The sequence below is a fragment of the Phenylobacterium deserti genome (assembly GCF_003254705.1).
GTDB classification, from domain to species: Bacteria; Pseudomonadota; Alphaproteobacteria; order Caulobacterales; family Caulobacteraceae; genus Phenylobacterium; species Phenylobacterium deserti.
The window spans coordinates 176173-188650 of the sequence record NZ_QFYR01000005.1; the positions used below are offsets into that span (position 1 = coordinate 176173).

The 12478-nt window shown below is 68.7% G+C and carries 11 protein-coding genes; 8 read left to right on the plus strand and 3 right to left on the minus strand.

The window, feature by feature from the left end; translation table 11 throughout:
- Positions 1 to 85 precede the first annotated feature (85 nt).
- Together DJ018_RS17575 and DJ018_RS17580 are read left to right on the plus strand one after the other, a co-directional pair.
- Positions 86 to 994 (plus strand): class I SAM-dependent methyltransferase, encoded by a 909-nt coding sequence (locus tag DJ018_RS17575; RefSeq protein WP_111516279.1) that lies wholly within the window; start codon positions 86 to 88, stop codon positions 992 to 994.
- On the plus strand, positions 991 to 1782 hold the full coding sequence (locus tag DJ018_RS17580; RefSeq protein ID WP_111516409.1) for a TrmH family RNA methyltransferase: 792 nt from the start codon (positions 991 to 993) through the stop codon (positions 1780 to 1782). The genes DJ018_RS17575 and DJ018_RS17580 overlap by 4 nt, the downstream gene beginning before the upstream one ends.
- Here DJ018_RS17580 and hrpB read toward each other — a convergent pair.
- Positions 1779 to 4220 carry an ATP-dependent helicase HrpB gene (gene hrpB / locus DJ018_RS17585; RefSeq protein WP_111516280.1) on the minus strand — a complete coding sequence of 814 codons (2442 nt, stop codon included), beginning with the start codon at positions 4218 to 4220 and terminating at the stop codon, positions 1779 to 1781. The two genes, DJ018_RS17580 and hrpB, sit on opposite strands and share 4 nt — an antisense overlap.
- A gap of 123 nt (positions 4221 to 4343) precedes the next feature.
- Here hrpB and DJ018_RS17590 point away from each other — a divergent pair, with 123 nt between their 5' ends.
- From DJ018_RS17590 to DJ018_RS17610, 5 genes are all read left to right on the plus strand, one after another.
- The gene (locus DJ018_RS17590) at positions 4344 to 5891 is read left to right on the plus strand and encodes an amino acid permease (RefSeq protein ID WP_111516281.1); all 1548 of its coding nucleotides are present in this window, start codon (positions 4344 to 4346) and stop codon (positions 5889 to 5891) included.
- An 81-nt stretch (positions 5892 to 5972) separates the two neighbouring features.
- Positions 5973 to 6650, plus strand: coding sequence for an MBL fold metallo-hydrolase (locus tag DJ018_RS17595; RefSeq protein ID WP_111516282.1), 678 nt, complete (start codon positions 5973 to 5975; stop codon positions 6648 to 6650).
- A 49-nt stretch (positions 6651 to 6699) separates the two neighbouring features.
- The gene (locus DJ018_RS17600) at positions 6700 to 7431 is read left to right on the plus strand and encodes a response regulator (RefSeq protein WP_111516283.1); all 732 of its coding nucleotides are present in this window, start codon (positions 6700 to 6702) and stop codon (positions 7429 to 7431) included.
- The gene (locus DJ018_RS17605) at positions 7428 to 8771 is read left to right on the plus strand and encodes an ATP-binding protein (protein ID WP_240609601.1); all 1344 of its coding nucleotides are present in this window, start codon (positions 7428 to 7430) and stop codon (positions 8769 to 8771) included. Before DJ018_RS17600 ends, DJ018_RS17605 begins: the two co-directional genes overlap by 4 nt.
- A gap of 285 nt (positions 8772 to 9056) precedes the next feature.
- Positions 9057 to 9269, plus strand: a complete 213-nt coding sequence (locus DJ018_RS17610) for a con-10 family general stress protein (protein ID WP_111516284.1) — start codon at positions 9057 to 9059, stop codon at positions 9267 to 9269.
- Positions 9270 to 9273: 4 nt separating this feature from the next.
- Here the strand turns inward: DJ018_RS17610 and egtB are convergent, their stop codons facing one another.
- A complete protein-coding gene (gene egtB, locus DJ018_RS17615; RefSeq protein WP_111516285.1) occupies positions 9274 to 11421 on the minus strand; it encodes an ergothioneine biosynthesis protein EgtB in 2148 nt (715 codons plus the stop codon).
- A 208-nt stretch (positions 11422 to 11629) separates the two neighbouring features.
- On the opposite strand from egtB, the gene DJ018_RS17620 reads away from it, so the two are divergent.
- Positions 11630 to 12169, plus strand: a complete 540-nt coding sequence (locus DJ018_RS17620) for a sigma-70 family RNA polymerase sigma factor (RefSeq protein WP_111516286.1) — start codon at positions 11630 to 11632, stop codon at positions 12167 to 12169.
- Positions 12170 to 12173: 4 nt separating this feature from the next.
- On the opposite strand, the gene DJ018_RS19280 is transcribed toward DJ018_RS17620, so the two are convergent.
- On the minus strand, positions 12174 to 12338 hold the full coding sequence (locus DJ018_RS19280; RefSeq protein ID WP_165842965.1) for a hypothetical protein: 165 nt from the start codon (positions 12336 to 12338) through the stop codon (positions 12174 to 12176).
- Positions 12339 to 12478 lie beyond the last annotated feature (140 nt).

The following is a 12478-nucleotide window of genomic DNA, read 5'->3' on the forward strand; positions in this document are numbered from 1 at the left end:
CGCAGCTGCTTGCAAGTTGTTGATCGCAAAAGGGTTCGCCGGCGGGGCTGGACGTGGCCCGTCTGTTACGCGTAAGCCCCGCGCCATGAGCGCCAAGAAGCCCGCCGTGGCCGACGCGCCCGGCGTGATGCGCACCCGGGCCTGGAAGGATTACGCCCTGCTGGACAGCGGCGGCGGCCGCAAGCTGGAACGCTACGGCCCCTTCACGGTCGTGCGACCGGAGCCGCAGTGCCTGTGGGCGCCGCGCCTGCCGCAAAAGGTGTGGGACGAGGCCGACGCGGTTTTCGACCCGGCGGCCGGCGACGATGAGGACAGCGGCCGCTGGCGCTTCCGCGGCAAGCCGCGCGAGACCTGGCCGCTCTCCTGGGGCGAGGTGACGTTCCAGGGGCGGTTTACGGCTTTCCGGCACCTGGCCTTCTTCCCCGAGCAGGCGGCCAACTGGAGCTGGCTTACCGAGCGCATCCGGGCGCATGGCGGCCAGCCCAAGGTGCTGAACCTGTTCGGCTACACCGGCGTCGCGAGCCTGGCCATGGCGGCGGCTGGAGCCGCGGTCACCCACGTGGACGCTTCCAAGAAGGCCGTGGCCTGGGCGCGGGAAAACGCCGAGCTGTCCGGCCTGGCCGACCGGCCGATCCGCTGGATCACCGAGGACGCTCGCAAGTACGTCCAGCGCGAGGTGCGGCGCGGATCGAAGTACGACGGGATCATCCTGGACCCGCCAAAGTACGGCCGCGGACCAGGCGGCGAGGTGTGGCGCCTGTTCGAAGACCTGCCTGAACTCGCCGGACTATGTGGCGAACTTCTTTCGGAAAACGCCTCCTTCCTGATCCTCAACGCCTATGCCGAGCGGATCAGCGGCGCGGCGCTGGCCGGCCTGCTGTCGGAGACCCTCAAGGGACGCGGCGGGACCATCGAATGGGGCGAGCTGGCGCTGGCCGAAGACAGCGGCGAACGCGAGATCGGCATGAGCTTCTATGGCCGGTGGGCGTCGTGAACGCGCGCACCGTCACCTCGCTGAGCAACCCGACGGTCAAGGCTGTCCGCGCCCTGCATCTGCGCAAGGAGCGCGAGGAGACCGGCCTGTTCGTCGCCGAAGGGCTGAAGAACGTCACCGAGGGCATCGAGACCGGACACGCCCCGCGCATCCTGATGTACGGCCGGGACGGCGCCGACCACCCGGTGCTGCAAAAGGCGATCAAGGCCACGCAAGGCGCGCGCGGCGAGGTGATCGAGGTCACCCACGACATCCTGGCCAAGGTCTCGCGACGGGATAATCCACAGGCGGTGGTCGGCGTCTTCCAGCAGCGGTTCACCGCCCTGGCCGAGATCCAGCCGGACATTGCGCCCTGTTGGGTGGCGCTGCATCGGGTGCGCGACCCGGGCAACCTCGGGACCATCGTGCGCACCGCCGACGCGGCCGGCTGCGGCGGGGTGATCCTGGTGGGCGAGTGCTGCGATCCCTATTCCGTGGAAGCGGTGCGGGCGACCATGGGGTCGATCTTCGCCGTGCCGCTGGTACAGGCCAGCGAGGCGGAGTTCGCGGCCTGGCGTGCGGGCTGGCCGGGATCGGTGGTGGGCACCCTGCTCTCGGCCGACAAGGACCACCGCACGGCCGAGTATCGGAAGCCGGCGCTGGTGCTGATGGGCAACGAGCAGTCCGGGCTGACGCCGGACATGGCGGCCCTGTGCGACGTCAACGTGAAGATCCCCATGCGCGGACGGGCCGACAGCCTGAACCTGTCCGTGGCCACGGGGATCATGATCTACGCCGCGGCGCTCTAGGTCCCTCGCGGCTTGGCTCTCGCCGTCGGCGCGGCGGTCGCGGGATCTTCCGGCCAGACGTGCTTGGGATAACGGCCGCGCATATCCGAGCGGACATCCTTCCACGACCCCTTCCAGAAGCCCGGCAGGTCCTTGGTCGTCTGAATCGGCCGGTGCGCGGGGGACAGCAACGACAGGGTGAGCGGGGCGCGGCCGTTCGCGACGGCCGGATGCTCTGACAGACCGAACACCTCCTGGACGCGGACATCGACCCGCGGGCCGCCCTCCGCGGCGTAGTCGATGGCGAAGCTGTTGCCGGTAGGCGCGGTCCAGCGGGCAGGCGCCTGCGCCTCGATCTGGCGCTGCAGCTCCCAGGGGATCAGGGTGCGCAGCGCGCCGTCGAGAACATCGGCCTTCAGGGCTGACAGCGAGCGAACGCCCGCCAGCAGAGGCGTCAGCCAGTCGTCCAGGGACTGCAGCAAGGCGGCGTCCCCAAGGTCGGGCCAGGTGTCGTCGAAGCGGCGCAGGAAGGCGACCCGCTCACGCAGGGAGGTCGCCGCCTCGCCCCAAGGAAGAACGCGGACCCCTTCGCGCCGGACGCGCTCAGCCAGGGCGGCGGCGATAAGGGCGGGATCTGGATTGTCGTCCACCTGCTCGCGCACCACGAGGCGGCCAAGGCGGGTCAGGCGCTTGGCGCGAAGGCGGCCCCCGCCGCTTTCCTCCAGGCGGTCCTCGGTCTCGAACTGGGCGGAGAAGGCGGCGAGCAGATCGGCCTCGTCCAGCGGAGCGGCGAGAAGGATACGGTCGCGGCGCTCGCCGCCGCCGAGTTCGGCGACGGCCAGCCAGGTCTCGCGGGCCAGGGCGTCGGTGGGTTCGAGGTAGGCGCCCCGCCCGCCCGCCAGCTGAAACTCGCCTTGCGGGCCGCGGGCCCGGGCGATGCGTTCGGGATAGGCGAAGGCCAGCAAGAGACCGTCAGAGAGCGGCTCGCCCGTCCCTTCCCGGCCAGCCAGCTTGGCCCAGCGGGAGGCCAGGGCGCGGGCGTCGCGGCCTCTGGGCGAGCGATCACGCTCAAGACCCTCCAGCCGGTGGCGCAGATCGGCGTCGCGGCCGCCCAGACCTCGCTCGCTCAGCAGGGCGGCGATGCGCGCCGCGCGCTCCGCCTGCCCCGTCTGCGCCGCTTTCAGCAACATGTGGCCGAGCCGCGGCGGCAGCGGCGCCTCGGACAGCGCCTTGCCGTGCGGCGTGAGCACGCCCTCCTCCGTGGTCGCTTCCAGGCGGGTCAGCAGGCTACGCGCCTCGCTGAACGCGGCGGCGGGCGGCGGATCTAGAAACGCCAAGCCCGCCGCGTCCGGCGCGCCCCACCGAGCGAGGTCCAAAGCCAGGCCTGAGAGGTCGGCGTCGAGGATCTCCGGGTCGCCGTAAGCCGGCAAGGCGCGGGTCTCGGCCTCGTCCCAGAGCCGGTAGCAGACGCCGGGCTCGACCCGGCCGGCGCGGCCGCGGCGCTGGTCGGCGGCGGCGCGCGAGACGCGCACGGTCGTCAGCCGGGTCAGGCCGCTGGCGGGATCGAAGCGGGGCACGCGCGCCAAGCCGCAGTCGATCACCACCCGGACGCCCTGGATGGTCAGGCTGGTCTCGGCGATGGAGGTAGCCAGAACCACCTTGCGCCGGCCGGCGGGCGCGGGGCTGATGGCGCGGTCCTGGTCCCTCGGATCCAGCGCACCGTAGAGAGGGGCGATGTCCACGTCCGCTCGCCGCAACCGCTCGGCCAGGCGCTCGGCCGTGCGAGCGATTTCGCCTTGGCCCGGCAGGAACACGAGGACGGAGCCCGTCTCCTCCGCCAGAGCCTTTTCGACGGCGCGGACGACCTGGTCTTCCAAGCGCACGCGATCGTCGCGGCCGAGATAGCGGGTTTCCACCGGAAAGGTGCGTCCCTGGCTCTCCACCACCGGCGCATCGCCCAGCAGGCGCGCGACGGCGGCGCCGTCCAGGGTCGCGGACATGACCAGGAGGCGCAGGTCCTCGCGCAGAACGCCTTGGGCGTCCCTGGCGAGCGCCAGGCCGAGGTCGGCGTCCAGGCTGCGCTCGTGGAACTCGTCGAAGATCACGCAAGCAACGCCGGGCAGCTCCGGATCGTCCAGGATCATGCGGGTAAAGACGCCCTCGGTGACCACCTCGATTCGCGTGGCGGCCGAGACGCGGGACTGCATGCGCACCCGAAAGCCCACGGTCTGGCCCACCGGCTCGCCCAAGGTGGCGGCCATGCGTTCGGCGGCGGCGCGAGCCGCCAGACGGCGGGGCTCCAGCACCACGATCTTCCCGTCGCCGCGCCAGGATTCGGCCAGCAGCTCAAGAGGTACAACCGTGGTCTTGCCGGCTCCGGGCGGAGCCACCAGCACACAGGCCGGCTTGGAGGCGAGCTGCGCCTTAAGTTCGGGCAGGGCTTCGTGGACGGGCAGCATGGGGGCGCTCTAGCGGGCACAACGAGCCCCGCCAAGCCTTGCCGCTTGACCGAACACGCCCAATGAAGCCACGGTCCGTGAAACTTTTTTACGGCGGCCTGGGGGGCCGCTCTCGGAGGGAATATGTGGCGTGTTAAGCCGCTCGACGCGATCCTGGCGACCGCGGAAAAGAAATCGCTTCATCGTTCCTTGGGTGCCTTCCAGCTCACCATGCTGGGCATCGGCGCCGTTATCGGCACCGGCATCTTCGTTCTGACGGCCGAGGCGGCCCAGAAGGCCGGCCCAGGCATGATGCTGTCGTTCGTGATCGCCGGCGTGGTCTGCGCCGTGGCCGCGCTCTGCTACGCCGAAATGGCCTCCATGGTGCCGGTCTCCGGCTCGGCCTACACCTACTCCTACGCCGTCATGGGCGAGTTGATCGCCTGGATGGTCGGCTGGGCGCTGATCCTCGAGTACGCCGTGGCGGCAGGCGCCGTTTCGGTGGGCTGGTCCGGCTATGTGGTCGGCCTGATCGAGCACACCTTCCACATCGACATACCCTCGGCGCTGGTGCTGGGGCCCTTCGACGGCGGGATGATCAACCTGCCGGCCATGGCGATCGCGGCCCTGGTCACCTGGCTGCTGGTGATCGGCACCAAGGAGAGCGCCACGGTCAACGCGATCCTGGTGGCCATCAAGGTGGCGGCCCTGACGCTCTTCATCGTCCTGGCTCTGCCGGTGATGCGCAGCGAGCAGTTCTCGCCGTTCGCGCCGCTTGGCTTCGGCGGCATCTCGGCGGCCGCGGCGTCGATCTTCTTCGCGTACGTGGGCTTTGACGCCGTCTCCACGGCGGCCGAGGAGACCAAGAATCCGCAGCGGAACATGCCCATCGGCCTGATCGGCTCGCTTGGCATCTGCACGATCTTCTACCTGCTGGTCGCGGCAGGCGTGATCGGCACCGTGGGCGCCCAGCCGGTGTTCGGCGCCGGCGGACAGCCGCTGGACCCGGGCAGCCGCGAGCTGGCCGCCCAGTGCGCCGCCCTCGGCGACAACGCGGTGGTCTGCTCCAAGGAAGCCCTCGCCTGGACCCTGCGCCAGATCGGCTGGCCTCAGATCGGCAACCTGCTCGGCCTTGCGGCCGGCCTGGCCCTGCCCTCGGTCATCCTGATGATGATGTTCGGCCAGACCCGCATCTTCTTCGTGATGAGCCGCGACGGCCTGCTGCCGGCCGCGTTCTCCAAGATCCACCCGAAGTTCAACACGCCCCACGTGATCACCATCATCACGGGCGTGGCTGTGGCGCTCTTCGCCGCCTTCTTCCCGGTGGGCCAGCTGGCCAACATCTCCAACTCCGGCACCCTGTTCGCCTTCGCGGCGGTGTCGATCGCGGTGATGGTGATCCGTCGCAAGGACCCGACCCGGCATCGCCCGTTCCGCACGCCGCTGATCTACGTCACGGCGCCGATCGCGATCGCAGGCTGCCTCTATCTGTTCTTCAGCCTCGACCATAAGAGCATCATTCTCTTCGTGATCTGGGCGGCGATCGGCCTGGCGGTCTACTTCGGCTACAGCCGTTCGCGCAGCCACGTCGGCCGCGGCATCGTCGAGGTGCACGAGGACGATCCCGAGGTCCCGCCGGTCCCGGTGCCGCCGATGCCCGGCGCGCCGACCCCCGGCAACAAGCAGGCCTAAGCGCCCGCTTACGACACAGCGAAGGCCCGGGGTTCCGCCCCGGGCCTTTTCTTATGCGCCGCAAAGGTCGATCTTAGCGCCATGAACGCCGCGTCTTCTCAGCCGCCGATCCGGGCGGTGGTCGTGCCCGTCACGCCCCTTCAGCAAAATTGCACCATCGTCTGGTGCGCCGAGACCAAGAAGGCCGCCGTGATCGATCCGGGCGGCGAGGTCCCTCGCCTGCTGGATGCGGTTCGGCAGCAAGGCCTGACGGTGGAGAAGATCTGGGTCACCCATGGCCACCTGGATCACGCCGGCGGGACCGCCGAACTGCAGGAAGCCACCGGCGCGGTGGTGGAAGGTCCCCATCCGGAAGACCAGTTCTGGATCGCGCAGATGGCCGAGATGGGGGCGCGCTGGGGCCTGCCCGAAGCGCGGATCTTCACCCCCGACCGCTGGCTGGACGACGGCGACAAGGTCACGCTCGGGAACACCGAGTTCGAGGTCTTCCACTGCCCGGGTCACACGCCGGGCCACGTGATCTTCTTCAATCGCCTGGCCCGCTTCGCCCAGGTCGGGGACGTGCTGTTCCGCGGCTCCATCGGACGCACCGACTTTCCGCGCGGCAACCATGCCGACCTGATCGCTTCCATCACCCGCAAGCTCTGGCCGCTGGGCGACGACGTGCGCTTCGTGCCCGGCCACGGGCCGATGTCCAGTTTCGGAGAGGAGCGCCGGTCCAACCCGTTCGTGGCCGACCAGGTGCTGGCGCACTCGTGATTTCAGACAAGAAATTCGCTGGTTACGCCCGAAAGCGAAAATTACGGGCATGGAGACCGCTCTCGACATGACCGCCGGCGCACGCATCCTCATGGTGGATGACGACCCGGGCATCCGCGACGTCGTCTCCGACTTCCTGGGCAAGCACGGCTACCGGGTCGAAACGGCCGCGGACGCGCAGGAAATGCAGGCCGCGCTGCAACGCGGATCGGCCGACCTCGTGATCCTGGACGTCATGCTGCCGGGCGAGGACGGGCTGGCGATCTGCCGCCGGCTGTCCACCGCCGAAGGCGGCCCGCCGATCATCATGCTGTCGGCCATGGGCGAGGACACTGACCGGATCGTCGGCCTGGAACTGGGGGCTGACGACTATCTCGCCAAGCCCTGCAACCCGCGCGAACTGCTGGCCCGGGTTCGGGCGGTGCTGCGCCGGGCCGAGCAGCGCCCGGCGAGCGACGCCATCGCGGCGGGGTGCGAGTTCGCCGGCTGGCGTCTGGATCTCGTGCGCCGCGAGCTGCGGTCGCCGCAAGGGGTGGTGGTGAACCTGTCATCCGGCGAGTTCTCGCTGCTGCGCGCCTTCGTGGAGCGGCCGCAGCGGGTGCTGACCCGCGACCAGCTGCTGGAATACGCCCGCGGTCCCGACAGCGACGCCTTCGACCGGGCGATCGACGTGCAGATCAGCCGCCTGCGCCGCAAGCTCGACGACGGCGGCGGCGGCGACCTGATCCGTACGATCCGCAACGAGGGCTACATGTTTTCGGCCAAGGTGAAGCGACTGTGAGCAGCCTGCGCAGCCGACTGCCGACGGCGCCGCTTTTCGTCCAGCTGTTGACCTTCATGGTGATCAGCCTGGTGGCGGCCCAGGCGATCAGCCTGGTGCTGCTGTTCAACCTGCCCCCGCCGACCCCCGACTTCTATCGCCTGACCGAGGTGGCGCAGGCGTTCCGAGGCTCGCCGCCGACCTTCACGGACCGTCGGCCCCTGGAAGTGCGGGTGTCGGACGAGCCGCCGGAGCCGGCGACCGACGCGCGCTTCGCGCCCAAAACCCGGGCCAAGCTGTCCGAGTTGCTGGGCGTGCCCAAGGATCGGCTGGTGATCGCCGCCCGCGGCGGCCCCTTCGCCGACCGGCGGGTGTTCCGCATCCTGCGGGACCGCGCCGCCCAGGAGGGCGTGCGCGAGGAGCACTTTCTGCTAGATCCCTTCGAGATCGGGCTGCAAAGGGCCGACGGCAAATGGGTCTCCGTCAGGCCGACTCCCGCCTTCGGCTTGACTCCGTGGCAGAGCCGGATCGCCATCTGGTTCGTCTTGTCCGGCGTGGCGCTGGCGCCGATCGCCTACCTGTTCGCCCGGCGCCTCTCGGAGCCCATCCGCGGAATGGCGCGCGCGGCGGAGCGGCTGGGCCGCGATCCCAACGCACCGCCGGTGGACCTGAAGGGCTCGGCGGAGGTGGCGGTCGCCGCGGCGGCGTTCAACGACATGCAGGCGCGGCTGGCCCGCTATGTGGACGACCGGACCGCCATGATGGCCTCCATCGCCCATGATCTGCGTACCCCGCTGACCCGACTGCGCTTCCGGATCGAGAGCGCCCCGGAAGAGCAGCGAGCGAAGATGGCCGCCGATCTCGACCAGATGGAGGAGATGGTCTCCGCCACCCTCGCCTTCGTCCGTGACGCGACCCGCCCCGGGGAGCGCACTCCGCTCGAGCTGTCGTCCCTGGTGGAGAGCATCTGCGACGAGATGGCTGAGACCGGCGCGCAGTGCGAGGTGCAGAGCGCCGATAAGGTGGTGCTGGAGGGCGATCCCATGGCCCTGCGGCGGCTGCTCTCCAACCTGCTGGAGAACGCTCTCAAGTTCGGCGGGAAAGCGCGCGCACGCGTTCACCAGGACGGCGTCCACGCCGTGGTGGAGGTCGACGACGATGGCCCGGGCATTCCCGACACGGACCTGGAGCGGGTGTTCGAGCCCTTTTACCGGCGGGAGCCCTCGCGGAGCCGCAAGACGGGCGGCATAGGCCTGGGGCTTGCCGTCGTGCGCACCATCGCCCGGGGGCATGGGGGCGACGTGACCCTCATCAACCGGCCGTCGGGCGGCCTGACGGCGCGGGTGCAACTCCCCCTGTAGGGGAACTTTCCTGCGTGTGTCCGCGCGTGTCGGTTGTACGACATAGCCGGAGCCCCAAGCGCAGCCGTGACAAAACAACGCGCTAAAAGCGTCTGCACCGAACGCAACCTTGGCAGCGTCTCAATGGTTAGCCTGACCGCAACCTCTAGTGAGACGTCATGTCCGAGCCGGAAAACAACCCCCCGAAAAGCTTCTCCGACCCGGGTTCCACGCGCCTGCAGGACGCGGTGCGAAACGTCTCGCTCGATCTGCCCCATACCGCCTGATTGAGGAGAGAGCGTACCGATGCCCAGCGTTGAATCTGGAAAGCCGCGCGCCCGCCGAGGGTTCGCCGCCATGAACCCCGAACGTCGCCGCGAAATCGCCCGCAAGGGTGGCGCGAGCGTCCCGAGCGAGAAGCGCAGCTTCGCCAAAGACCGCGACCTGGCCGCTCAAGCCGGCCGCAAGGGCGGTGAAGCCAGCCGCGGCGGCGGTCGCACCCGCACCCGCGAAGACTAAGCGGTCAGGTCCGTAGCAGGACCACGGCGAAGGCGGGGTGGGCGCAGGTCCACTCCCGCTCGAGCCGCCAGCCCGCTTTCGCGGCCAGAGCGGAAAAGCCCGCCACCGTGAACTTGTATGAGTTCTCTGTGTGCAGGGTCTCGCCGGCCTTGAAGTGGAAAGTGCGGCCGGCAAGCGAGACAGTCTGATCGCTCAGACTTTCAAGATGCATCTCGATGCGGCTCTCAGCTGCATTCCAGATGGCCCGGTGGCGATAGCCGTCGAGCACGAAATCTGCGTCCAGCTCCCGATTCATCCGGACGAGCAGGTTCTTGTTGAAGGCCGCCGTGACGCCCAACGGGTCGTCGTAGGCCTCCACCAGTTGCGCCTCGGGTTTCACGAGGTCGATTCCCACCAGAAAGGCAGCGCCCTCACCCAGCAGATGGCGCGCACCGGCAAGGAACGCCTGAGCCTCCGTCGGCGTGAAGTTGCCGATGGTAGAGCCTGGGAAAAAACCCACCACCGGCCGCTGCCTAGCCTCGCGCGGCAGATCCAGCGCTCGGGTGAAGTCCTCCAGAAGCGGTGCGACAATCACGTTCGGATAGTCGGCGCGAATGGACTTGGCCGCGCCTGAAAGAGCCGCGGCGCTGATGTCGATGGGCGCATAGACCGCAACCTGCGGCGCCGCATCCAGGACGATGCGCGTCTTGAGGCTCGCACCGCTGCCGAATTCCACCAGGGCCGCTCCATCAGGGATGACGGCGGCGATGTCCTGCGCCGCGCTACGCAGCAGAGCGAGTTCCGTTCGGGTGGGATAATAGGCCTCCAGCTCACAGATCGCCTCGAACAGGCGCGAGCCTTCGGCATCGTAGAAGTACTTCGGCGGCAGCGCCTTCTGCGGCAGCGACAGTCCTTCCAGCACGTCGTCGCGGAAGGTGCGCCCCTGCGGGACTCCGTCCCTGGCGAGGCGCAGACCGGAGAACATCCAGCGCTGGTGCGGCTGGAAGAAGTTGCGGTAGGTCGCGCGGACATGGCCGGGCGGCGTCACGCAGCAGCCGCCACGCAGCACGAACTGACCAGCCATGAACTTGCCGTTGTACTCGCCCACGGCGCCAGGCGCCGGGCGAAATCCGGGATAAGGACCATAGGCGCTGCGGGTCCACTGCCAGCGAACGTCGAAGATCTGATGCAGGCGCGGATCGGCGGCCGCGTGCTCCCACTCGGCCTCGGTGGGCAGGCGTGCTCCCGACCAGGTGGCGAAGGCGTCGGCTTCAAAGAAGCTGAGATGAGCGACGGGTTGGGCAGGATCCAGCGGACGCAGGCCGTTCAGCGTCATGGCATGCCACCCGCCCTCGCCTTCCTGCCAATAGAGCGGCGCTGTCCAGCCCTCCGCCTGCACGCGGGCCCAGCCTTCCGACAGCCAGAGCTCCGGCCGGCGATAGCCGCCGTCCGCCATGAAGGCGAACCAGTCGGCATTGGTCACAAGCCGGTCCGAGAGGCTGAAGGGCTCCAGCCAGACCTTATGCCGCGGCCCCTCGTTGTCGAACGCAAAGCCCTCGCCGGAATGGCCGATCTCCACGAGGCCGCCCTCGAAGCCGACAAAGGCGGCGACGCCAGCCTCGTCGACTGACGGCGCGGACCTGGGCGGCGCATAGGCCGGTCGCAGCGGCGACTGGGCGAAGAGGTGCAGGATGTCCATCAGGATCAGCTCCTGATGCTGCTCCTCGTGGGCCAGACCGAGATCAAGCAGATCGCCCAGACCCTCGTCGCCGGACGATAGCAGGCGCTGCATGCCGGCGTCGACATGCGCACGATAGGCCATCACGTCGGCCACCGACGGACGGGTCAACAATCCCCGCTGGGGACGCGGCTGCCGCGGCCCGAGGGCCTCGTAGTAAGAATTGAACAGATAGCCGAACCGCGGGTCGAACGGCTTGTAGCCCGGCAGGTGCGGCGTCAGCAGGAAGGTCTCGAAAAACCAGGTGACGTGCGCCAGGTGCCACTTGGCCGGACTGGCGTCCGGCATGGACTGGGCGGTCTGGTCCTCCGGCGTGAGGTTGCGCGTCAGCCATTCCGTGCGGCGTCGAACCGAATTGTAGCGCTCGAACGGGCTGCTCGCGATCTCGTGATCACGATCCGTGTGCGCTTCTTCGGCCGGGTCGAAACGTACCATGAGACGTCCTCCGCTGCCCCCGCCCGAAGGGGGACATAGCTAAGGCTAATTCCCGCGCGCGCCAACGCCGGTCTTCTGGTCAAGTTTCGGATTCGGTTTGCAGCCAAGCTAGCAACCGCGGCCGGAACGGATGGTGTAGGGCTGCGTTAGTCCGGCGCCGGAGAGGTAAGGGTTAAGGGCTCTGTAACCGGAGCCGAACGAGGGCAGCATGACGGCGACGGCCAGCTGGCGGGACGAAGTCGTCGGACTCATTCCAGCGCTCCGGGCATTTGCCTGGTCGCTTAGTCACAATGGGTCCGACGCAGACGACCTGGTTCAGGACACGCTGATCAAGGCGTGGACCAACAAGGACAAATTCGAGCCTGGCACCAACCTGCGGGCCTGGCTTTTCACCATTCTGCGGAACACCTACTACACCAACGTGCTGCGACGCCGACGCGAAGTCCGCGACGAGCAGGGCGAGTACGCCGGCACGTTGAAGGCCCCGCCGACACAGGACTGGAGCGTCGCCATGCGGTCGCTGCAAGTGGCCCTGCAGCAGCTGCCGGACGAGCACCGCGAGGCGCTGATTCTGGTGGGCGCCGCAGGTCTGTCCTACGAGGAAGCCGCCGAGATCTGCGGCTGCGCCCTGGGCACCATAAAGAGCCGGGTGAACCGCGCCCGCGCGCGTCTGTTGAAGATCATGGATGCGGAAGACGCCAACGACGTGATGGCGCTCGAGAACATGACGGTGGCCGGTCGGGCCTGAGCGGTCAGCCGCTCTTTTTGAGGCGCTGCTCGTCCGGACCGTCGTCCAGCTGCTCGACCACCGAGCGCAGGGTGCTGGGCACGGGGCGGTTCTGCAGGGACCGGAACATGTCCTTCAGCGCCTTGTCGAGCGCAGGCAGCTTGTCGTCGCGTGTGTGGTTGCGCGTCATGCGTCCGACCCCAAGGCAGAGCTCACTATAACTCGAAACCCCCTGTGGGTGAATTGGGCCGCGCCCGCAACCGGCTCAAGGGGTCCTGCGACACCACGGAACGCGATAGGAGGTTAAGGAATTGACCGGTCCGACACTCC